Annotated in this window: 20 protein-coding genes and 1 tRNA gene; 5 read left to right on the top strand and 16 right to left on the bottom strand. The window is 67.6% G+C overall.

The genetic code is table 11. The annotated features are described in order from the left end of the window. Window positions 1-231: 231 nt before the first annotated feature. From E3D03_RS02250 to clpB, 3 genes are all read right to left on the bottom strand, one after another. Entirely contained in the window at window positions 232-858 is a 627-nt protein-coding gene (locus tag E3D03_RS02250) for a sulfite oxidase heme-binding subunit YedZ (protein ID WP_263565618.1), read from the bottom strand. After that, entirely contained in the window at window positions 855-1,751 is an 897-nt protein-coding gene (gene msrP / locus E3D03_RS02245) for a protein-methionine-sulfoxide reductase catalytic subunit MsrP (protein ID WP_263565617.1), read from the bottom strand. The genes E3D03_RS02250 and msrP overlap by 4 nt, the downstream gene beginning before the upstream one ends. A 108-nt stretch (window positions 1,752-1,859) precedes the next feature. Then, on the bottom strand, window positions 1,860-4,487 hold the full coding sequence (gene clpB / locus E3D03_RS02240) for an ATP-dependent chaperone ClpB (protein ID WP_263565616.1): 2,628 nt from the start codon (window positions 4,485-4,487) through the stop codon (window positions 1,860-1,862). 152 nt (window positions 4,488-4,639) lie between these two features. Between clpB and pyrF the strand changes: the two genes are divergently transcribed. Then, window positions 4,640-5,326: an orotidine-5'-phosphate decarboxylase gene (gene pyrF, locus E3D03_RS02235; protein WP_263565615.1), complete on the top strand. Its 687-nt coding sequence runs from the start codon at window positions 4,640-4,642 to the stop codon at window positions 5,324-5,326. Here the strand turns inward: pyrF and E3D03_RS02230 are convergent, their stop codons facing one another. The 5 genes from E3D03_RS02230 to E3D03_RS02210 form a co-directional block, all read right to left on the bottom strand. After that, window positions 5,327-5,956 carry a glutathione S-transferase family protein gene (locus E3D03_RS02230; RefSeq protein ID WP_263565614.1) on the bottom strand — a complete coding sequence of 210 codons (630 nt, stop codon included), beginning with the start codon at window positions 5,954-5,956 and terminating at the stop codon, window positions 5,327-5,329. A 64-nt stretch (window positions 5,957-6,020) separates the two neighbouring features. After that, window positions 6,021-6,416: an NUDIX hydrolase gene (locus tag E3D03_RS02225; protein ID WP_263565613.1), complete on the bottom strand. Its 396-nt coding sequence runs from the start codon at window positions 6,414-6,416 to the stop codon at window positions 6,021-6,023. 20 nt (window positions 6,417-6,436) lie between these two features. Next, complete coding sequence (locus tag E3D03_RS02220; RefSeq protein WP_263565612.1) at window positions 6,437-6,703, bottom strand: hypothetical protein; 267 nt, start codon at window positions 6,701-6,703, stop codon at window positions 6,437-6,439. Continuing rightward, a complete protein-coding gene (locus E3D03_RS02215; RefSeq protein WP_263565611.1) occupies window positions 6,700-7,590 on the bottom strand; it encodes an SPFH domain-containing protein in 891 nt (296 codons plus the stop codon). Before E3D03_RS02215 ends, E3D03_RS02220 begins: the two co-directional genes overlap by 4 nt. Before the next feature lie 12 nt (window positions 7,591-7,602). Continuing rightward, window positions 7,603-8,466: an N-formylglutamate amidohydrolase gene (locus E3D03_RS02210; protein WP_263565610.1), complete on the bottom strand. Its 864-nt coding sequence runs from the start codon at window positions 8,464-8,466 to the stop codon at window positions 7,603-7,605. 180 nt (window positions 8,467-8,646) lie between these two features. Between E3D03_RS02210 and E3D03_RS02205 the strand changes: the two genes are divergently transcribed. Further along, window positions 8,647-8,721 (top strand) — tRNA-Val (locus E3D03_RS02205). A gap of 84 nt (window positions 8,722-8,805) precedes the next feature. Beyond that, on the top strand, window positions 8,806-8,931 hold the full coding sequence (ykgO, locus tag E3D03_RS02200; RefSeq protein WP_017998967.1) for a type B 50S ribosomal protein L36: 126 nt from the start codon (window positions 8,806-8,808) through the stop codon (window positions 8,929-8,931). Window positions 8,932-9,067: 136 nt separating this feature from the next. On the opposite strand, the gene E3D03_RS02195 is transcribed toward ykgO, so the two are convergent. The 8 genes from E3D03_RS02195 to E3D03_RS02160 form a co-directional block, all read right to left on the bottom strand. Further along, complete coding sequence (locus E3D03_RS02195) at window positions 9,068-9,508, bottom strand: DMT family transporter (RefSeq protein ID WP_263565609.1); 441 nt, start codon at window positions 9,506-9,508, stop codon at window positions 9,068-9,070. 78 nt (window positions 9,509-9,586) lie between these two features. Then, the gene (locus E3D03_RS02190; RefSeq protein WP_263565608.1) at window positions 9,587-10,804 is read right to left on the bottom strand and encodes a phenylacetate--CoA ligase family protein; all 1,218 of its coding nucleotides are present in this window, start codon (window positions 10,802-10,804) and stop codon (window positions 9,587-9,589) included. 17 nt (window positions 10,805-10,821) lie between these two features. Then, on the bottom strand, window positions 10,822-11,646 hold the full coding sequence (locus E3D03_RS02185; protein ID WP_062561667.1) for an ABC transporter ATP-binding protein: 825 nt from the start codon (window positions 11,644-11,646) through the stop codon (window positions 10,822-10,824). Between the two features lie 52 nt (window positions 11,647-11,698). Further along, window positions 11,699-12,979, bottom strand: coding sequence for an ABC transporter substrate-binding protein (locus tag E3D03_RS02180; RefSeq protein WP_062562294.1), 1,281 nt, complete (start codon window positions 12,977-12,979; stop codon window positions 11,699-11,701). Between the two features lie 45 nt (window positions 12,980-13,024). Next, a complete protein-coding gene (locus E3D03_RS02175; RefSeq protein WP_263565607.1) occupies window positions 13,025-14,101 on the bottom strand; it encodes a branched-chain amino acid ABC transporter permease in 1,077 nt (358 codons plus the stop codon). Between the two features lie 147 nt (window positions 14,102-14,248). Next, entirely contained in the window at window positions 14,249-15,229 is a 981-nt protein-coding gene (locus tag E3D03_RS02170) for a branched-chain amino acid ABC transporter permease (RefSeq protein ID WP_263565606.1), read from the bottom strand. 9 nt (window positions 15,230-15,238) lie between these two features. After that, window positions 15,239-16,045, bottom strand: a complete 807-nt coding sequence (locus E3D03_RS02165; protein WP_263565605.1) for an ABC transporter ATP-binding protein — start codon at window positions 16,043-16,045, stop codon at window positions 15,239-15,241. Further along, window positions 16,042-18,015 (bottom strand): AMP-binding protein, encoded by a 1,974-nt coding sequence (locus tag E3D03_RS02160; RefSeq protein WP_263565604.1) that lies wholly within the window; start codon window positions 18,013-18,015, stop codon window positions 16,042-16,044. Before E3D03_RS02160 ends, E3D03_RS02165 begins: the two co-directional genes overlap by 4 nt. Before the next feature lie 119 nt (window positions 18,016-18,134). Between E3D03_RS02160 and E3D03_RS02155 the strand changes: the two genes are divergently transcribed. Together E3D03_RS02155 and E3D03_RS02150 are read left to right on the top strand one after the other, a co-directional pair. Then, a complete protein-coding gene (locus E3D03_RS02155) occupies window positions 18,135-20,033 on the top strand; it encodes a PAS-domain containing protein (RefSeq protein WP_263565603.1) in 1,899 nt (632 codons plus the stop codon). After that, on the top strand, window positions 20,026-20,727 hold the full coding sequence (locus tag E3D03_RS02150) for a response regulator transcription factor (RefSeq protein WP_263565602.1): 702 nt from the start codon (window positions 20,026-20,028) through the stop codon (window positions 20,725-20,727). Before E3D03_RS02155 ends, E3D03_RS02150 begins: the two co-directional genes overlap by 8 nt. Window positions 20,728-20,753: the final 26 nt, after the last annotated feature.

Below are 20,753 nucleotides of genomic sequence, written 5' to 3'. Positions count from 1 at the left end.
GCTCGACGCCCCAACCGGTCAGTCATTCCCAGATTGTCTCGGTTCCGCTCCCGCTTCCCCGTCCCGTCCGACGCTGCCGTCGTTCGGTGAGCGGGTATTTAGGCCGCGGCACAAACACCCGCAAGAGGGAAAAAACAAGAAAATGACAGTTTCTGCTAATGTGTTGAACGTAAACGATTTTCTTCGCCGATGGTTCACCGCCGCGACGACAGCGCGACCGCTCGGCGCCACCTAGCCGCGAGATCTGGACAGGCCCGGGACCAGCGAAATCCGCGCCAGACCCGGCAAACGCAGGGAAAGCAGCAGCAGAATCGCCCCGAGAATCATCAGGGGCCATGATTCCCAGACCTTCAGCGCCCAGAGCCAGTGAATCGCCGCCAGCAGGGCCGCGGGATAGATCAGGCGATGCAGGCGCCGCCAGTTCCGGCCCATGCGCCGGATCGAGAACCGGTTCGAGGTCACCGCCAGCGCCAGCAGCATCGCAAAGGCCAGCATGCCGAAGACCAGATAGGGCCGCTTCACGATGTCCCGCAGCATCTGCGCCCAGAGAAAGCCCATGTCGAAGACCACCCAGGCGAGCAGGTGGCAGCCGACATAGGCAAAGCAGATCAGCCCCAGCGCCTGGCGAAACCGCATCAGGTTGAGCCGCGTCAGCCGCAGCAGAGGCGTCACGGCCAGGGTCGCCAGCAGGAAATAAAGCGCGGTGCGTCCCAGCCGATGCTCGATGTCGCGGACCGGATCGACGCCCAAGCCACCCGCCAGCGTGTCCCAGACCAGCAGCGCCAGGGGAATCATCCCGCCCAGCCAGACCGCCCAGACCGGCAGGCGGCGCAGCCAGCCATTCAACCGCTGGATCAATAGTTCTTCCTCAGGTCCATGCCGGCATAGAGATCCGCGACCTGGTCGGCATAGCCGTTGAACATCAGCGTGTCCTGCCGGCCGCCGAACAGGCCGGCCCCGATGCGCCGCTCGGTGGCCTGGGACCAGCGCGGGTGGTCGACCTGCGGATTCACATTGGCGTAAAAGCCGTATTCGGAGGGTTGCAGCATCTGCCAGCTGGTCTGCGGCTGCTTGTCGGTCAGGGTGATCGAGACCACCGACTTGATCGACTTGAAGCCGTATTTCCACGGTACCACCAGCCGGATCGGGGCGCCGTTCTGATTGGGCAGCACCTTGCCGTAAAGCCCGGTCGCCAGGATGGTCAGCGGGTGCATCGCCTCGTCCAGCCGCAACCCCTCGCGATAAGGCCAGTCGATGCTGCGGCTGCGCTGGCCCGGCATCTGCGCCGGATCCTCGAGCGTGCGGAAGGCCACGTGTTTCGCCCCCGGCTGCACCCCGGCCTTGGCCAGCACCGAGGCCAGCGGCACGCCGAGCCAGGGGATGACCATCGACCAGGCCTCGACGCAGCGCAGGCGATAGATCCGCTCCTCGAGCGCCGAGTCGGGCACCAGATCCTCGACGCCGTAGCGGCCGGGCTTGTCGACCATGCCATCGATCGCGACCTGCCAGCCAGCGGTCTTCAGGCTGCCGGCATATTCGGCCGGGTCGGTCTTGCCGGTGCCGAATTCGTAGAAATTGTTGTAATGGGTGATGTCCTCGAAGCTGTTCGGCTTCTCGTCGGTCGAAAAGCCCGAGGGCTTGCCGCTAAGCCCCAGCGCCGGCGTCGCCAGCATGGCCAGCCCGGCGGCCAGGAAGCTGCGGCGGTTCAGGAAATCCGCCTCGGGCGTCACGTCGGACCAGTTGAGCTTCATGGCGCGTCCTTTCATCCAGCCCGGCCATGATGCCACCGGAGCCGGCGCAGGCCGATGAAATTCCGCGTGAACGGGAAAGGGCGGCCACCAGGGCCGCCCTTTCAAGGCTCAATGCAGCGGCGCGCGCGGGCCGCTTTCGCCGGCCTCGCCCAGATGGGCGCCGGTCACCCGGTTGCCGACGATCAGCCCGTCGGGCCCGGCGCCGACATGCACGGTCTGGCCGTCCAGCACCTCGCCGCCCAGGATCATCTCGGCCAGCGGGTTCTGCAGGCTGCGCTGGATCACCCGCTTCAGCGGCCGGGCGCCGAAGACCGGGTCATAGCCTTCGTCCGCCAGCCATTTCATCGCATCCTCGTCCAGGTCCAGATGGATGTTGCGCTGCGCCAGCCGGTGTTCCAGGCCCATCAGCTGGATCCTGACGATGCCGTCCATGTTCTCGCGCGTCAGGCGGTGGAAGATGATGATCTCGTCCAGCCGGTTCAGGAACTCGGGGCGGAAATGCGCCCGCACCGCGTCCATGACCTGCGACCGCGCCTGGCTCGAATCCGCGCCGTCGGGCAGCGCCGACAGCGCCTGCGCCCCCAGGTTCGAGGTCAGGATGATCAGCGTCTGCTTGAAGTCCACCGTCCGGCCCTGGCCGTCGGTCAGCTGACCGTCGTCCAACACCTGCAACAGCACGTTGAACACGTCCGGATGCGCCTTTTCGACCTCGTCGAACAGGATCACCTGATAGGGCCGGCGCCGCACCGCCTCGGTCAGCGCGCCGCCCTCGTCATAGCCGACATAGCCCGGAGGCGCGCCGATCAGCCGCGCGACCGAATGCTTCTCCATGTATTCCGACATGTCGATGCGGACCATGGCGCTGTCGTCGTCGAACATGTATTCGGCGATGGCCTTGGTCAGCTCGGTCTTGCCGACGCCGGTCGGGCCCAGGAACAGGAAGCTGCCCAGCGGCCGCTTCGGGTCATTGAGCCCGGCGCGGGCGCGGCGCACGGCATTGGCCACCGCCGTCACCGCCTCGGACTGGCCGATGACGCGCTTGCCCAGCACCTCTTCCATCTTCAAGAGCTTCTCGCGCTCGCCCTCCAGCATCTTGCTGGTCGGGATGCCGGTCCAGCGCTCGACCACCTCGGCGATCTGCTCGGGGCGCACGGCCTCCTCGACCATCGGACCCTCGTCCGGGCCCTCGGCCTCGGCCAGCTTCTTCTCCAGCCCCGGAATGATGCCATAGGACAGCTCCCCGGCGCGGGCCAGGTTGCCCTCGCGCTTGGCCTGGTCCAGCTCGGCGCGGGCGCGGTCGAGTTGCTCCTTCAGGTTGCGCGAGCCTTCCAGCCTGTCGCGCTCGGCCTGCCAGCGCGCGGTCATCGTGGCCGAGCGCTCCTGCAACTCGGACAGCTGCCTTTCCAGCTTCTCCAGCCGGTCCTTGCTGGCGGCGTCGTCTTCCTTCTTCAGCGCCTCGGCCTCGATCTGCATCTGCAGGATCTGGCGGTCGAGCTGGTCCAGCTCCTCGGGCTTGCTGTCCACCTCCATGCGCAGCCGGCTCGCCGCCTCGTCCACCAGGTCGATGGCCTTGTCGGGCAGGAAGCGGTCGGTGATGTAGCGATGCGACAGCTGCGCCGCCGCGACCAGCGCCGCGTCGGAAATGCGCACGCCGTGGTGCAGCTCATACTTTTCCTTGATGCCGCGCAGGATGCTGATCGTGTCCTCGACCGTCGGTTCCAGCACCATGACCGGCTGGAAACGCCGGGCCAAGGCCGCGTCCTTTTCGATATACTTGCGGTATTCGTCCAGCGTGGTGGCGCCGACGCAATGCAGCTCGCCGCGCGCCAGCGCCGGCTTGATCAGGTTCGCGGCATCCATGGCGCCATCGGTCTTGCCAGCCCCGACCAGCACATGCAGCTCGTCGATGAACAGCACGATCTCACCGGCGGCATCCTCGATCTCCTTCAGCACGGCCTTCAGCCGCTCCTCGAACTCGCCGCGATATTTCGCGCCGGCGATCAGCGCGCCCATGTCCAGCGCCCAGAGCTGCTTGTTGCGCAGCGATTCGGGGACGTCGCCGTCGATGATGCGCAGCGCCAGGCCCTCGGCGATGGCGGTCTTACCAACGCCGGGCTCGCCGATCAGCACGGGGTTGTTCTTGGTGCGGCGCGACAGCACCTGCATGGCGCGGCGGATTTCCTCGTCCCGGCCGATGATCGGGTCGATCTTGCCGTCGGCGGCCGCCTCGGTCAGGTTGCGGGCGTATTTCGACAGCGCCTCATAACTGTCCTCGGCGCTGGCGGTATCCGCCGTGCGGCCCTTGCGGACATCGTTGATCGCGGCGTTCAGCGCCTGCGCCGTGACCTTGCCGGCGCTGAGCGCGTCGCGCGCATTGGTGTTGACGACGGCCAGAGCGGTCAGGATGCGCTCGGCCGGAACGAAACTGTCGCCGGCCTTCTTGGCCAGCTTCTCGGCCTCGTCCAGCACGCGCACCATCGAGGGGTCGACATAGACCTGACCCTGCCCGCCGCTGACCTTCGGCTGCTTGCCCACGGCCAGGTCGACCGCCTGCCGCACCGCCTGGGCATCGCCCCCGGCGCGCGCGATCAGGTTGCTGGCGAAGCCCTGGTCGTCATCCATCAGCGCCTTCAGCAGATGCTCGGGCATCACGCGCTGGTTGTCCTCGCGGATCGCAATGGTCTGGGCGGCTTGCAGAAAACCGCGCGAGCGTTCCGTGAATTTTTCCATATCCATATGAAAATCCTTTCCTCAGCCCCCGCTTTGGACCGCCCGCAATGGCACGGCCCGGCTCGGGTCTGCCTGTGACATGGGCAAGGACAAACGGGGTTTCAAGACGACCGGTTCCCCCTTATAACCGCGCCGTTTGTCGCAGCCTTGGGTGAAACATGGATGACCGTCTGATCGTGGCGCTGGACGTGCCGAATGCGCTGGCCGGGCTGGAGCTGGCCGAGAAGATCGGCGACGCCGCCAGCTTCTACAAGATCGGGCTGGGCATGCTGACCGGCGGCGGCCTGGCGCTCGCCAACGAACTGAAGCAGGAACATGGCAAGCGCATCTTCCTCGACATGAAGTTCTTCGACATCGGCGCGACGGTGCAGGCGGCGGTCAAGGGCATTGCGCAATACGACCTCGACTTCCTGACCGTGCACGGTGACCCGCATGTGGTGCGGGCGGCGAAACAGGGCGCGGCCGGGTCGAACCTGAAGATCCTTGCCGTGACTATCCTGACCTCGCTGGACCGCGCCGACCTCGATGCCGGGCTGATCGTGCCGGGCGACCTGGCCGAGATCGTCGCCACCCGCGCCGCCCGCGCCTTCGAGGCCGGGGCCGACGGCGTCATCGCCAGCCCGCGCGAGGCAGCAGCGATCCGCGCCCTGCCCGAATCGGCGGGCCGGCTGATCGTCACCCCCGGCGTGCGGCCGGCAGGCGCCGAGGCGGGCGACCAGAAGCGGATCGAGACGCCTGCCACCGCCATCGCCAGTGGCGCCGATCATATCGTGGTCGGCCGCCCGATCTGGCAGGCCGCCGACCCGCGCGCCGCCGCGCAGGCGATCCAGGCGGAACTCGCCTGATCAGGCGAAATTCTGCTGCCAGACCGGGGCGATCTCGGGCCGCGCCGCGGTCGCCTGGGCGCAGGCCCAGACCTTGGGCGCCTGGGCCTGGAACCACTCCGGGCCGGGCCGCCAATTGGTCATTGCCGCCGCATAGACATCCAGCGCCGAGAAACGCTCGCCCAGCAGCCAGGGCGTGCCGGCCGGCCTTTCCAGGATCGACCACAGCTCCTGCAGCCGCGTGGTGCTGGCCTCGGCCAGCTGCTTCTGCGCCGGTTCCTCGGTCAGGAAGCGCGCCGGATCGTCGCCGAAGGTGAAGCAGGGATAGACCTGCGCCACCAGGAAGATCAGCCAGCGCAGGAACTGCGGCCGCCCGGGCGCATCCGGCCCGGGCACCAGATCGTCGCGCCCGGTCAGATCGGCCAGGTGCAGGGTGATCGCGGCGGTCTCCGACATCACCCGACCGTCGGGCAGGATCAGCACCGGGATCTGCCCGGCCGGGCTGATGCGCATCAGCGCCTCGCGCGCCTGCTGGTCGATGAACAGGTCGGCGACCTCGACCGGCTCGAAGCCGATCCCGTAATGCGCCAGTTGCATCTCGACAATGGCCGAGCCCCAACCGCCGCGCCGGTAAAGCTGCATCACGGACATGACATGCTCCATGCTGGCTCGCCCATGCGATTCGGGGCGGATCATGCACGGCCGGCGCCGATTCTCAAATATCCGCGCTGGCCTCGGCAAGGATCAGCCGCACCCGCTGCCGGAAATGCGGCACCGCGCGGGGATGGGCGATGAATTCCTGGACAGGCATCATGCGCCATTCCTGCCCCTCGTCGCCAAAGCGGATGGCGGCGATTTCCTCGGGGCGAAGCTGGCCGTGGAACATCCAGCTTTGCCGGCCGGGGTCGTTCCAGGCGGCAAAGGCGCGGCCGGTCAGCCGCCCGGGCGGCAGGCGCAGGCCGAATTCCTCGTGAAGCTCGCGCAGGCCGCAGGCAAGCGGCGTCTCGCCCGGCTCGGCCCCGCCGCCGGGCAGATCCCAATGCGCCGGAAACGGGATATGCGGAAAATCGTCGCGCAGGCAGGCCAGCAGGCAGCCGGCATGGGTCAGCACCAGCTTGGCGCCGATGAAGCCTAATTGTCGTTGATGTCGCGGGTCCAGCGCCGCACCTCGCCCCGGCTGGTGCCAAAGATGCGGCGCAGGGCCAGCCAGATCAGGCCGGTCAGCACCGCGGTCACCACCAGCGCCAGCGGCAGTCCGCCGGTCCAGAGCCCGACCAGCAGCGCCAGACCCATCAGCCCGACCGCGATGGCGGCGCCCAGGAAGAACCAGCCCGGCAGCGCCAGTTCCAGCGCGGCCAGCGCCAGCCCGACGGCGATCCAGATCCAGCCGTTCATCATGGCCGCGGCCCCCGGAACAGCTTGAAGGCGTCACCCATGACCTCGACGGCCGCGGCGGGCAGGATCACCGTCTGCTTGCCCTGGCCCTTGCCGACCTCGGCCAGGGTCTCGACCTGCTTCATCGCCACCTGATATTGCGCGGCCTCGATGCCGCCGTCGCGGATGGCGGCGGCGATGGCATTGGTGGCATAGGCCTCGGCATCGGCCAGGATGCGCTTGGCCTTGGCCTGCTGCTCGGCGGCGTAAAGATCGCCGTCGGCGGCCAGTTCCACGGCGCGGCGGCGGCCCTCGGCCTCGGTGACCTGGGCGCGGCGGGCGCGCTCGGCGTTCAGCTGCTGCAGCATGGCGGCGCGGGTCGCCTCGTCCAGGTTCACGTCCAGGATCTCGGCCCGCGTCACCTCGATGCCCCAGTCGTCGACGATATTGGCCAGCGATTCGCGGATGCGCTCGATCAGCGGGGCGCGGTTCGACTGCACCTGGTCCAACTCCATGGTGCCGATCTCGGACCGCACGATGCCGGCGACGGTGGTGGTGATCGCCGCATCGACGTCGCGGATGCGATAGACGGTCTTTTCCGGCTCGATGATGCGGTAGAAGACGCTGGTTTCAACCTGCACCAGCACGTTGTCCGCCGTGATCGCATCCTGGCGCGAGGTCGGCAGCTGCCGTTCCAGCACCGAGATCCTGTGCGCCACCCGGTCGAGGAAGGGCACGATGAAGTTGATCCCCGGCCCCAGCACCGCATGCAGCCGACCGAAGCGCTCGACGACGAATTTCTCGGATTGCGGCACGATGCGCACGGCGCGGCTGACGGCGAAGAAGATCACCACCGCCAGCACGATCAGGGCGATGTTCCGGCTGAGCAGATCCGAGAGTTCGGGCGGCATCGGCAGTCCTTTCTATTCGGCGGCGATGGCGCCGTCGGTCGCATCCGGTCGCAGCCGGGCCAGCCGCGCGACGACACGGGCGAAGCGGGCTTCGAACTGCGCAAAATCGGCGCGCGGCTCGATCCGGCCCTCGTCCATGTAAAGCGAGCGGTCCAGTTCCAGCTGCACGACATGGATATTGTCGCGCGGCCTGCCATAGGTCGCAGTGACATAGGCGCCGGCAAAGGGCGAGTTGCGACGGACGCGGAAGCCCTCGGCCATGGCGGCCTCGGCCACGGCGGCGCTGATGCGGGGGGCGGCCGAGGCGCCGTTGCGGTCGCCCAGCACCATGTCCGGGCGCGGGCGCGGCAGATGCGCCAGCGCGTCGCGCGGCATGGAATGCATGTCGATCAGCACCGCGCCGCCGAAGCGCGCCACCGCCTCGTCGATCAGGCCCGAAAGCGCGCGGTGATAGGGATGCCAGAAACGCGCGAGCCGGCTTTCGGCCTCGGCCCGCGGCATCGGCCGGTCGTGGATGGAACGCCCCTGCGAGACGACGCGGGGAATCACCCCCAGCCCGGCCATGATGCGCGGGTTCATCGCCGGCGGCGTGGCGCCCTGCACCACCAGCGGGTCGATCTCCTCCGGGCCCCGGTTCAGGTCCACGACCGAGCGCGGCACCCGCGCGGTCAGCAGCGCCGCGCCATGGTCGGGCGCGCGCCGAATCAGCCGGTCGACGAAGGCATCCTCGGACGAACGCAGCTGCTGCGCATCCAGCCGCGATTCGGCCAGGAACCAGTCGGGATAGGCGCAGCCGGAATGCGGTGAGGCAAAGATCACCCCGCCCTGCCAGCGGTCCGGCCTTGTCAGGTCATATACGCTGTCTTCGCTGTCCATTCCCCAGGGTTCCGCGCGTGGCCCCGGCGTCGATTCCGGGCAGAAAGACTGAAAGCCATTCGCCCGCGAACCGCAAGCGCGAAAGCCGGCGATTGAGGGCTTGAAACCCCGGGAGGAGGTGGCTATAGACACGCGGACCAAGGCGATCCGGCGGGTTTTCTCGCAGAATCACCTGTTCGTGGGCGGTTAGCTCAGCGGTAGAGCACTACGTTGACATCGTAGTGGCCACTGGTTCGATCCCAGTACCGCCCACCATTCTGTTTCGCGCCGCCGGTGCCTGCCGGCGGTATTTCGTTTTCAAGGCGCGACCTAGCGATGCGCCGCGATAGGAGAAGACCGATGAAGGTTCGCAATTCGCTCCGCTCGCTCAAGAGCCGCCACCGCGATTGCCAGATCGTGCGCCGCAAGGGCCGGATCTATGTGATCAACAAGACCAACCCGCGCTTCAAGGCCCGCCAGGGCTGATCCGCGGCTTGATCGCTGTTTTCGAACGCCCGTCGCACGGTTGTGCGGCGGGCGTTCTGCCGTTCCGGCTGGCGCGGTCGCTGGTGGGGGCCGACTGCCCCCACGCCCCCGTGGATATTTTTCCAAGAAAGAAGTCCTAGAAGCGGGACAGGATCAGGCCGCCGCCGACCATCAGCGCCGCCAGCACCCGCGGCAGCGAGATGTCGCGGATGGGCAGGCCGAAGGCACCGGTGCGGTCCAGGATGATGGCGGCGAGGATCTGGCCCAGCGCCAGCGCGCAAAGCGCCGTCAGCGCGCCGAGGCGCGGCAGCGTCCAGACCATGGTCCAGACATAGAAGGCGCCAAGCGCGCCGCCGGCCCACATCCACCATTCCATCGAACCGGCGCGCAGGAAGGCCCGGCCCTGACCCAGGCCGATGGCGGCCAGCGCCAGGATGCTGAAGCCGACCCCGAAAGAGATGGCGGCGGCCGCCAGCGGGCTTTGCACGCCGCGGCCCAGCGCCGCATTGATCGGCGCCTGGACCGCGATGCAGACCCCGGCCAGCGTCACCAGCCCGGCGAGCAGCAGATATGGCATGGCTTTTCCCCTTGCGACGCATGTCCTGCGCGGGAATAGCCCCTGCCGGGCCGAAGGGCCAGCCTTGCGCCGCCGGCGTCAGTCGTAGCTGCGGCGGTCCTCGATCACCTTGCCGTCGTTCGGCAGCGAGCCCGGCGCGACCAGCTCGATGCGACCGCGCAGCTTCAGCGTGTCGAAGACCGCGCCCTCGTAGCGCGCCGCGTCCTGGGCGCCGGTCTCCAGCAGCACCGTCATCACGTCCATGTCGCCGGCGCGATCGGCCACGACCCGGGCGCGGGTGATCTCGGCGTGGCGGGCGACCAGCGCCGCGACCTGCTCGGGGCGCACGAACATGCCCTTGATCTTGGTGGTCTGGTCGGCACGACCCATCCAGCCCTTGATGCGCATGTTGGTGCGACCGCAAGGGCTGGTTCCCGGCAGCACCGCCGACAGGTCGCCGGTGGCGAAGCGGATCAGCGGGTAGTCGGGGTTCAGCGTGGTGACCAGAACCTCGCCGACCTCGCCCTCGGGCACCGGGTCGCCGGTGCCGGGGCGGACGATCTCGACGATCACGCGCTCGTCCACGATCATGCCGTCGAGCGCCGGCGATTCATAGGCGATCAGCCCCAGGTCGGCGGTGGCATAGCATTGCGTGCAGGCGATGCCCCGCTCGGCATAGGCCTGGCGCAGGCTGGGAAACAGCGCCCCGCCCGAGACCGCGGCGCGCGAGAACCGCATGCGCTCGCCCATCTCCTCGGCCTTGTCGAGGATGATCTTCAGGTAGTCGGGCGTCCCGGCATAGGCGGTGGTGCCGATGTCGACGCCGGCACGGACCTGCAATTCGGTCTGGCCGGTGCCGGCCGGCAGCGTCGCGGCGCCGACCGCGCGGGCGGCGCTTTCGAACATCATCCCGGCCGGGGTCAGGTGATAGCCGAAGCAGTTCTGCAGGATGTCGCCCGGGCCGATGCCGGCGGCATGCAGGAAGCGACCCAGCCGCCACCAGTCGCCGTCGCGCCGGCCCGGCTCATAGATCGGGCCGGGGCTCTGGAAGATGTTCTCGAAATCCGCGGCCGGGCGCGTGGTGAAGCCGCCGAAGGGCGGCGCCGCCTTCTGCGCGGCCGAAAGCTCGGACTTGCGCAGCACCGGCAGCCGGGCCAGCGCCGCGCGACCGGTCACCGATGGCGCATCGACGCCGGCAAGCAGCGCGGCCAGCCCCGGTGCGGATTGCGCCCGGGTCACGGCGCGCGGCAGTTCGGCCGCCAGATCCCTGTCCCGCGCCTCGGGGCTGCGGGTTTCCAACTGGTCATAGAAGCTCATGGGGTGCCTTTCCGAACTCAGGCCAGCCAGCGCTTGCGCCGGCGATAGCTGCGCACGTCGCGAAAGCTCTTGCGGCCCTGATCCGACATGCCGAGATAGAATTCCTTGACGTCCGGGTTCTCGCGCAGCGCCTCGGCCGGCCCGTCCATCACCACCCGGCCGCTTTCCAGGATATAGCCGTAATGGGCATAGCGCAGCGCGACATTGGTGTTCTGTTCGGCCAGCAGGAAGGTGACGCCCTCGCCCTCGTTCACCGCGCGGACGATCTCGAAGATCTGCTCGACCAGCTGCGGCGCCAGCCCCATGCTGGGCTCGTCCAGCAGGATGCATTCCGGCCGCGACATCAGCGCCCGGCCCATGGCGCACATCTGCTGCTCGCCGCCCGAAGTATAGCCGGCCTGGCTTTTCCGGCGTTCCTTCAGGCGCGGGAAATAGGCATAGACCATCTCCAGGTCGCGGGCGATCGCGGCCCGGCCGTCGCTGCGGGTATAGGCGCCAGTCAGCAGGTTTTCCTCGATGGTCAGGTGCTCGAAGCAATGCCGGCCCTCCATCACCTGGATCACGCCCTTCTTGACCAGGCTGGCCGGGTCCATGTCCTGCACGCGCTGGCCGCGATAGCTGATCGCGCCCTTGGTGACCTCGCCGCGCTCGGAATGCAGCAGGTTCGAGATCGCCTTCAGCGTCGTGGTCTTGCCGGCGCCGTTGCCGCCCAGCAGCGCGGTGATGCCGCCCTTGGGCACCGACAGGCTGACGCCCTTCAGCACCAGGATGACGTGGTTGTAGATCACCTCGATATTGTTGACCTCGAGCAGGGTCTCGCGGTCGGGCGATGCGTCGAACATGGCTTTTCCCCTTGCATGGGTGGCCCCGGCGGCGGACCGCCGGGGTGCGGGCTCAGCAGCGCGGCGTGATGCCGGCTTCCTTGGCATAGGCCTCGCTGTCCTCGAGGATCAGCGGGTCGAGGATTTCCTGATCCGGCGCGGTGAACTCGGTGATCAGCGTCCATTTCTTGGCCGCCGCGTCCCATTGCTGCAGCCGCGCCATGCCGCTGCCGCCGTGGTTGTCGCAGCTCATCTTGATCTCGGGGCCAAAGTCCGGCAGGCCGATCTCGGTCAGGCGCTCGGGGGTGATGTCCAGCGCCTCGAACCCGTCGCGCAGCTGGGCGGCGTTGATCTCGGCGGTGCCGGCCAGTTCCTGCGCCTTCCTGATCGCCTCGGCGATGACCACGGCGGCATACATGCCGCGCGAATAGAGCGCGGACCCGACGAACTGTCCGCCCTGCGAGGCCTTGCCCGGCTCGACGACGAATTTCTGCATGTCGGCGTAAAGCGGGTAATCGGTGCCGACGCCGTTGAAGGTCAGCGACTTGTAGCCGTTCGCGGCGGCGCCGACCGGCAGCACGTCAACCTCGGAGCCCGACCACCAGATGCCGATGAAATTCTCCATCGGGAAGCGAATGTTGGCGGCCTCCTGGATCGCGGTCTGGTTCATCACGCCCCAGCCCCACATGATGACGTAATCCGGCTTGTCGCGGCGGATCTGCAGCCATTGGCTTTTCTGCTCCTGTCCAGGCGGGTCGATCGGCAGCTCGGTCAGGGTGAAGCCGTGCTTCTTGGCCAGTTCCTGCAGGGTGCGGATCGGCTCCTTGCCATAGGCCGAGTTGTGATAGACCAGCGCGATCTTCTTGCCGTTCAGGTCGCCGCCGTTCTGGTCCAGCAGGTATTTCACCGCGACCGAGGCGCCGTCCCAATAGTTCGCCGGGGCGTTGAAGATCCATTCGAAGACCTTGCCGTTCTTGGCCGAGGTCCGGCCGTAGCCCGGGGTGTAAAGCGGGATCTTGTCGGCCGAGACCTTGGGGATCAGCTGATAGGTGATGCCGGTCGACAGCGGGTTATAGACCAGCGCGCCATTGCCCTTGGTCGCCTCATAGCATTCGACGCCCTTTTCGGTGTTATAGGCGGTCTCGCATTCCGGGGTCAGCACCTTCTGCCCGCCGATGCCGCCGTCGCGTTCGTTGAGCAGAGTGAAATAGTCGTTGAACCCGTCGGCATATTGCGTGCCGTTCGCGCCATAGGGGCCGGTGCGATAGCTGAGGTTCGGCACCACCAGGTCGGCCATGGCCGGTGCCGCCGCCATGACGGCGCCCAGCGCCAGGCTTGCGAGTTTCAGTTTCATCTTGGTCTCCTCCCCAAGGGTTTTCATGCGCCGGTTGTCCGGTCGTTAATGCGGGAACGGCCAGAGCCGCAGCTTCTCCTTCGTCAGCCGCCACAGCCGCGCGAGGCCATGCGGCTCGACGATCAGGAAGAAGACGATCAGCGCGCCGACGATCATCAGCTCGATATGGGCGGCCAGGTCGGTCGGCCAGCCGAGTTGCGCCACCAGCACGTTCTTCAGGAACACCGGCAGCAGGACCAGGAAGGCCGCGCCGGCGAAGCTGCCGAAGATGCTGCCCAGGCCGCCGATGATGACCATGAACAGGATCAGGAAGCTCTTGTTGATGCCGAAGGCCTCGCTGGCCTCGGCCGCGCCCAGGTAAACCGAGAACAGCAGCGCCCCGGCGATGCCGACGAAGAAGCTCGAGACGGCAAAGGCCGACAGCTTGGCGGTCAGCGGGTTCACTCCGATGATCTCGGCCGCGATGTCCATGTCGCGGATCGCCATCCACTTGCGGCCCACGCTGCCGCGCGTCAGGTTGCGTGCCACCCAGGCCAGCACGATGGCAAAGACCAGGCAGGTCAGGTATTTCGCCGAGGCCGTGGTGGCCGGCCCGGTGATCGCCCAGCCGAACATGGTGCGTTCCGGCGCGTTGATCTGGCCCGAGGCGGAATAGTTGTAGAACCACGGCACCTTGTTGAAGAGCCAGACCAGGAAGAACTGCGCCGCCAGCGTCGCCACGGCCAGATAAAAGCCCTTGATCCGCAGGCTGGGCAGGCCGAAGAGCACGCCGACCACCGCGGTAACGGCGCCCGCGACCACGATCAGGATCACGATCGGCACGCCCGGGAAGGCGGTCATCAGCTTGTAGACCGCATAGGCCCCCACCGCCATGAAGCCGCCCGTGCCCAAGCTGACCTGGCCGGCATAGCCGGTCAGGATGTTCAGCCCGATGGCCGCAATGGCATAGATCAGGAAGGGCACCAGCACCGCATTGGCCCAGTAACTGTCGATGACCAGCGGCACGACCAGGAAGGCCACGGCCAGGATGGCGTAATAGGCCCAGCGGTCCAGCCGGATCGGGAAGGTCTGGCCATCGTCGCGATAGCTCGTCTTGAAGTCGCCCGCCTCACGATAGAACATCCGCCCCTCCCGGCTTTGCTGCTGGCTGGTGGGGGCTTCGCGCCCCCACACCCCCGCGGGATATTTTCACAAGAAAGAAGGTCGGTGCCGCGCGCGGCTTCTTTCTTGTCCAAATATCCCCGCCGGAGGCATAGAATCTTTTCATGGCTACACCCGCTCGATGATGCGCTCGCCGAACAGGCCCTGCGGCCGGAAGACGAGGAAGAGCAGCGCCAGCACATAGGCGAACCAGTTCTCGGTCGCGCCGCCGACCAGGGGGCCGACGAAATATTCGAACAGCTTTTCGCCCATGCCGATGATCAGCCCGCCGACGATGGCGCCGGGGATCGAGGTGAACCCGCCCAGCATCAGCACCGGCAGCGCCTTCAGCGCGATCAGCGACAGGCTGAACTGCACGCCGGACTTGGTGCCCCACATGATGCCCGCGACCAGCGCCACGAAGCCGGCGATGGACCAGACCATGATCCAGATGAATTGCAGGCTGATGCCGACCGACAGCGCCGCCTGGTGGTCGTCGGCCACGGCGCGCATCGCCCGGCCCTGCTTGGTATATTGCGAAAAGCCGACCAGCGCCGCGACCAGAAGCGCCGCGATCACCGCCGCCCAGATGTCGAGCCGGTCGATGAAGAAACCATAGCCCAGCCAGTCGTTGGTTAGCGTCTCGGCGGTTTCCGAGATGCCCTGCGGCAGGCCCACGTCCAGCGTCTTGACATCGGCGCCCCACATCACGTCGCCCAGGCCTTCCAGGAACCACGCCAGGCCGATGGTGGCCATGAACAGGATGATCGGTTCCTGCCCGACCAGGTGCTTCAGCACCAGCTTCTCGATGGCGATGCCGAGGCCGACCATGACCAGCGCCGTCAGCGCGATGCCCAGCAGCGCCGGCACGGTCCAGCCGAAGCTGGAGACATGCGTTCCGAAGGCCGCGTTGATCAGATGGGCGAAGGGCACCCGGCCCTCCATGATGCCGACCAGCGTCATGGCCGCGAACAGCGCCATCACCCCCTGGGCATAGTTGAAGACGCCCGAGGCCTTGTAGATCAGCACGAAGCCCAGCGCGACCAGCGAATACATCACCCCGGCCATCAGCCCGTTGACCAGGACCTCGCTTGCGTAAAGGAATTCCATCCGCGCCCCCTATGCGTGTTCCACGCCCAGATAGGCGCTGATGACTTCGGGATTGTTGCGCACCTCGTCCGGGGTGCCGTCGCCGATCTTGCGGCCGTAATCCATCACCACGACCCGATCCGACAGATCCATGACCACGCCCATGTCGTGCTCGATCAGGGCGATGGTGGTGCCAAATTCGTCGTTCACGTCCAGGATGAAGCGGCACATGTCCTCCTTCTCCTCGACGTTCATGCCGGCCATCGGCTCGTCCAGCAGCAGGATGCGCGGCTCGGCCGCCAGCGCCCGGGCCAGTTCGACGCGCTTCTTCAAGCCATAGGGCAGCCGGCCCACGGGCGTCTTGCGGATGTTCTGGATTTCCAGGAAATCGATGATCTTCTCGACCTGCGCGCGGTTTTCCACCTCCTCGCGCTCGGCCCGGCCCCACCACAGGGCCTGGCTCCAGAGCGGGGCGTTCATCTTGTTCAGCCGCCCCGTCATGATGTTGTCCAGGACCGACATGCCGTCGAACAGCGCGATGTTCTGGAAGGTGCGCGCCAGCCCCAGCCGCGCCACCTCATAGGGTTTCATCGCCGGGCGGCGCTTGCCCTCGAACCAGATCTCGCCCTCCTGCGGGACATAGAAGCCCGAGATCACGTTCAGCATCGAGGATTTTCCGGCGCCGTTCGGGCCGATGATGGCGCGGATCTCGCCCTCGCGGATGTCGAAGCTGATGTCCTTGATCGCGGTCACGCCACCGAAGCGCAGGGTGATGTTCCTGAGGTCCATCAGCACCGGGCCGATGCGGCGGGCGTCGGGGGTCGGGTCATGGGTCATTCTGCGGCCACCCTTTGCGGCTCGGCGGTGGGAAAGGTGCGGGCATCCTCGATCCGCAGCGTGGCGCGGATCTCGCCCTTGCGGCCGTCCTCATAGGTCACCTCGGTGCGGGTGCTGACCTGCTCGCTTCCGTCGTAGAGCGCGGCGATCAGGTCGGCGTATTTCTCGGCGATGATGTTGCGGCGCACCTTGCGGGTGCGGGTCATCTCGCCGTCGTCGGGGTCCAGCTCCTTGTGCAGCACCAGGAAGCGGTGGATCTGGCAGCCCGACAGCATCGGGTCGGCGGCGACGGATTCGTTCACCGCCTCGACATGCTCGCGGATGGCGGCATAGACCTGCGGATGGCCGGCCAGTTCCTGATAGCTGGCATAGGCGATGTTGTTGCGCTCGGCCCAGTTGCCGACCGCGGTCAGGTCGATGTTGATGAAGGCGGTGCACATCTCGCGCCCGGCGCCGAACACCACGGCCTCAAGGATGTTGGGATAGAACTTCAGCTTGTTCTCGACATATTTCGGCGCGAACATCCGGCCGTCGGCCATGCGGCCCACGTCCTTGGCGCGGTCGATGATGCGCAAGTGGCCCGAGCCCTCCTCGAAGAAGCCGGCGTCGCCGGTCGCCACCCAGCCCTCGGCATCCTTGGTCGAGGCGGTGCTTTCCGCGTTGTTGAAATATTCGACGAAGGTGCCGGGCGAGCGATAGAACACCTCGCCGCTGTCGGCGATCTTCAGCTCCACCCCCGGCGAGGGCACGCCCACGGTATCCGAGCGCACCTGCCCGTCCGGCTGCTGGGTGATGAAGACCGAGGCCTCGGTCTGGCCGTAGAGCTGCTTCAGGTTGATGCCCAGCGAACGGTAGAAATCGAAGATCTCGGGGCCGATCGCCTCGCCCGCGGTATAGCCGACGCGGATGCGGGAATAGCCCAGCGTGTTCTTCAGCGGGCCATAGACCAGAAGATCGCCCAGGGCATAGCGCAGCCGGTCCAGCATCCCGACCGGCTTGCCGTCCAGCAGGTCCGGGCCGATGCGGCGGGCCAGGTTCATGGCGTGGTGGAACAGCCCGCGCTTGATGCGCCCGGCGTCCTCCATGCGGATCATCACGCTGGTCAGCTGGCCCTCGAAGACGCGGGGCGGCGCGAAGAAATAGGTCGGGCCGATCTCGCGCAGGTCGGTCATCATGGTCTGCGCGCTTTCGGGGCAGTTCACCGTGAAGCCGGCCCAATAGGCCTGGCCGATGGAAAAGATGAAGTCGCCGACCCAGGCCATCGGCAGATAGGCCAGCACCTCCTCGGCCTCGGTCAGCCTGTCGAAGGCGCAGGTGTTCCTGGCCGTCTCGATGATGTTGCGGTTCGACAGCACCACGCCCTTGGGCTTGCCGGTGGTGCCCGAGGTATACAGCATCACGCAGGTGTCGTCGTAGCCGAGGGCCGCGATGCGGCGGTCCAGTTCCTCTTCGTGGCGCTGATGCGCGGCGCGGCCCTCGGCCTGCACGTCGGCCAGCGCGTTCATGGCGCTGTGGTCGTATTTCCGCATGCCGCGCTTGTCGGTATAGATGATCTGCTCGATCTTCGGGGCGCCGGCGCCGACCTCCAGCACCTTGTCCACCTGTTCCTGATCGCCGCAGACCACGAAACGCGCGCCGCAATGGCCCAGCACATAGGCCATCTCCTCGACCACCGCGTCCTGGTACAGCGGCACCGGCACCGCGCCGCACATCTGCACCGCGACCATGGACCAGTAATGCGCCGGGCGGTTGCGGCCGATGATCGCGACATGGTCGCCGGGCGCCAGGCCCATGTGCAGAAAGCCCAGCGCCAGCGCGCGGATTTCCTCGGCCGCCTGCGCCCAGGTCCAGCTTTGCCAGATGCCGAATTCCTTTTCGCGATAGGCCGGCCGTTGGCCCCAGGTCGCGGCATTGCGCGCCAGCAGCGCGGGAATCGACGGCGGTCCGCTGCGGTCCGGCTGGTTCTGCATAGATCCTCCCCTTGCCGTCCGGGCTCCTCTTCCCCTCTGGCAATCGCAGCTTACTGCGGCAATCCTTGCGTCAGTTTTGCCCGAATCCTACGAATTGTTACAACTGCAAGGCAACAGCCATGGCGACCACCAACCCGGCCCAGCCCAACCCGGCCCAGCCCACTCCGGACCGACATGCCGCGCTGACCCGCTCGGGGCTGAACCTGATCCAGCAGGCGATCTCGATCTTCGACGCCGACCTGCGGCTGGCGGTCTGCAACCGCCCCTATCAGGCGATGTTCGGCCTGCCGGACGAACTGACCCGGCCCGGCGCCAGCTTCCAGGACACCATCCGCTACCTGGTGCATCGCGGCGAATACGGGCCCCAGGACGACCCCGAGACCGCGATTCGCGAGCGCGTCGACCAGGCCCGCACCTTCCAGCCGCATTACATGGAGCGCAAGCGCGCCGACGGCCGCTGGATCTCGGTCGAGGGGGCGCCGCTGTCGCAGGGCGGCTGGATCGCGGTCTATACCGACATCACCCAGATCAAGCGGCAGGAGGAACTGCTGCGCGCCCGCTCCGAGGAGCTTTCCGAACTGGTGCTGGACCATGCCGAGCGGCTGTCGGCCGCGAACCGCGCGCTGGCCGCGACCAATGCCGCGCTGGAGGAGGCCAAGCGCATCCTGACCGAATCCGAGGCGCGCACCCGCCATGTCACCGCCATGGTGCCGGCCCATATCGCGCATATGGACCGCGACTATCGCTATACCTTCTCCAACAACCAGATTGCGGCGGTGTTTCCCGGTGCCGACCGCGGCATCATCGGCCGCGCGGGCGAAGAGGTCTTGGGCCGCGAGACCTTCGACCGCATCCGCCCGCATATGGACCGCGCCGTCGCCGGCCAGCCGCAGGTGTTCGAGATCACGCACCCGCCCTCGGGGCGGCGCATCCGCATCGCCCTGACCCCGGATCCGACCGGGCGCGGCGCCTATGTGCTGTCCACCGACGTCACCGCCGAGGTGCAATCGCGCGAGGCGCTGACCCATGCCGCCAAGCGCGCGCTGGCGGCGCAGATGACCTCGGGACTGGCGCATGACTTCGGCAATCTCCTGACCATCATCCTCGGCCTGCAAACCCGGCTGGCGCGCGCCGGCCTGCCGCCGGAACAGGCCGAGGACGTGCAGGCGACGCTCGCCGCCGCCCGCCGCGGGGCGACGCTGCTGGACGGCATCGCCGCGCTGACCGGCAAGCGCGAACAGCACCCGCAGCCGGTGGACCTCAGCGCGCTGTTCGAGCACCTGGCCGCCATGGCCCGGCCGACGCTGGGCGCCGCCGTGACGCTGGAACACGCCACGATGAACTTGCCGGCGCGGGTGATGCTGGACCCCGGCGCGCTTCAGGATGCGCTGCTGAACCTGATCCTGAACGCCCGCGACGCCATGCAGGGCAAGGGCCGCATCGGCTTGCAGGCCCGCACGGCCGGGCGCTGGCTGGAAATCACCGTCACCGACAGCGGCCCCGGCTTTTCGGACGAGGCGCTGGCCCGCGCCACGCAGCCCTTCTTCACCACCAAGGGCAGCAAGGGCAGCGGGCTGGGCCTGTCGATGGTCTATGACCAGGTCAAGCTGGCCGGCGGCACGCTGCGGCTGGCGAACCTTGCCCAGGGCGCGCAGGTGGCGATCCGCCTGCCGCTGCGCGCCGCGCGCCCGCATCTGGTCCTGCTGGTCGAAGACGACGACGCCATCCGCAGCCATATCCGCGAGCTGCTGACCGCCCAGGGCCATTCGGTGATCGAGGCCGGATCGCTTTCCGAGGCGCAGGGCCTGACCGACCTGCCCGGCCTGACGCTGATCCTGTCGGACCTGCAGCTGGGTGACGGCTCGGGCGCCGCCCTGCGCGGGCGCGGCCTGCCCGTGGTGCTGATGACCGCGCTGCCGCCGGGCGATCCGGGCAGATCGGGGCTTGACGGGCCGGTCCTGACCAAGCCCTTTGGCGACACCGAACTGGCCCTGGCCCTGGCAGATACCGATGACTGACGCCCCCCTGATCGCCATCCTCGACGACGAGCCCGAGATCCGCCGCCTGCTGTCCGCGGCGCTGGAGGAGGCGGGCTTTCGCACCCTGGGCTTCGGCCGCGCCACCGAGTTCGAGGCGGCGCTGCGCCGCATCCAGCCCGAGGCGATCCTGATCGACCTGGGCCTGCCCGACCGCGACGGGCTGGCGCTGGTGCACCGGCTGGCCAGCGAAAGCGGCGCCGCGATCATCATCATCTCGGGCCGGGCGCAGGTGCAGGACCGGGTGACGGGGCTGGAACTGGGCGCCGACGACTATATCATCAAGCCCTTCGAGCCGGCCGAGGTCGTGGCCCGCATCCGCGCCCGGCTGCGCAAACCCCAGCGCGAGACCGGCCCCGGCCGCCAGCAGATCCGCTTTGCCGGCTGGGCCGCGGATTTCGACCGCTACACCCTGACCTCGCCCGAGGGCGCCGAGACGCCGATCTCGCATGCCGAGGCCGAGGTCTTGCGGCTGTTTCTCGACAATCCGCGCCGGCTGATTTCGCGCGCGCAGATGCTCGAGACGCTGGGCGGCACGGCGGGGGAAAGTTTCGACCGGGCGATGGACGTGCGCATCTCGCGCCTGCGCACCAAGCTGGGCGAGGATCCGAAGAACCCGCGCCTGATCAAGACGATCTATGGCGCCGGCTATATCTTCCTGGCCGAACTGGGCTAGGATCCACCCGAAAGCAGCGGAGATTG

It is taken from the genome of Paracoccus sp. DMF (assembly GCF_004407025.1).
In the GTDB taxonomy this organism is placed as follows: domain Bacteria; phylum Pseudomonadota; class Alphaproteobacteria; order Rhodobacterales; family Rhodobacteraceae; genus Paracoccus; species Paracoccus aminovorans_B.
Note: the sequence above shows the minus strand (reverse complement) of the source record. Positions and strands in the feature narration are given on the sequence as shown.

Bases quoted from the DNA above. Each gene is read 5' to 3' on its own strand.
- E3D03_RS02220 (WP_263565612.1), bottom strand. From the start codon at position 6,703: ATGATGAACGGCTGGATCTGGATCGCCGTCGGGCTGGCGCTGGCCGCG.
- E3D03_RS02185 (WP_062561667.1), bottom strand. From the start codon at position 11,646: ATGTTCGACGCATCGCCCGACCGCGAGACCCTGCTCGAGGTCAACAAT.
- E3D03_RS02165 (WP_263565605.1), bottom strand. From the start codon at position 16,045: ATGACCCATGACCCGACCCCCGACGCCCGCCGCATCGGCCCGGTGCTG.
- ykgO (WP_017998967.1), top strand. From the start codon at position 8,806: ATGAAGGTTCGCAATTCGCTCCGCTCGCTCAAGAGCCGCCACCGCGAT.
- E3D03_RS02180 (WP_062562294.1), bottom strand. From the start codon at position 12,979: ATGAAACTGAAACTCGCAAGCCTGGCGCTGGGCGCCGTCATGGCGGCG.
- E3D03_RS02175 (WP_263565607.1), bottom strand. From the start codon at position 14,101: ATGTTCTATCGTGAGGCGGGCGACTTCAAGACGAGCTATCGCGACGAT.
- E3D03_RS02230 (WP_263565614.1), bottom strand. From the start codon at position 5,956: ATGTCCGTGATGCAGCTTTACCGGCGCGGCGGTTGGGGCTCGGCCATT.
- E3D03_RS02195 (WP_263565609.1), bottom strand. From the start codon at position 9,508: ATGCCATATCTGCTGCTCGCCGGGCTGGTGACGCTGGCCGGGGTCTGC.
- clpB (WP_263565616.1), bottom strand. From the start codon at position 4,487: ATGGATATGGAAAAATTCACGGAACGCTCGCGCGGTTTTCTGCAAGCC.
- E3D03_RS02215 (WP_263565611.1), bottom strand. From the start codon at position 7,590: ATGCCGCCCGAACTCTCGGATCTGCTCAGCCGGAACATCGCCCTGATC.
- E3D03_RS02190 (WP_263565608.1), bottom strand. From the start codon at position 10,804: ATGAGCTTCTATGACCAGTTGGAAACCCGCAGCCCCGAGGCGCGGGAC.
- E3D03_RS02170 (WP_263565606.1), bottom strand. From the start codon at position 15,229: ATGGAATTCCTTTACGCAAGCGAGGTCCTGGTCAACGGGCTGATGGCC.
- pyrF (WP_263565615.1), top strand. From the start codon at position 4,640: ATGGATGACCGTCTGATCGTGGCGCTGGACGTGCCGAATGCGCTGGCC.
- E3D03_RS02160 (WP_263565604.1), bottom strand. From the start codon at position 18,015: ATGCAGAACCAGCCGGACCGCAGCGGACCGCCGTCGATTCCCGCGCTG.
- E3D03_RS02155 (WP_263565603.1), top strand. From the start codon at position 18,135: ATGGCGACCACCAACCCGGCCCAGCCCAACCCGGCCCAGCCCACTCCG.
- E3D03_RS02150 (WP_263565602.1), top strand. From the start codon at position 20,026: ATGACTGACGCCCCCCTGATCGCCATCCTCGACGACGAGCCCGAGATC.
- msrP (WP_263565617.1), bottom strand. From the start codon at position 1,751: ATGAAGCTCAACTGGTCCGACGTGACGCCCGAGGCGGATTTCCTGAAC.
- E3D03_RS02210 (WP_263565610.1), bottom strand. From the start codon at position 8,466: ATGGACAGCGAAGACAGCGTATATGACCTGACAAGGCCGGACCGCTGG.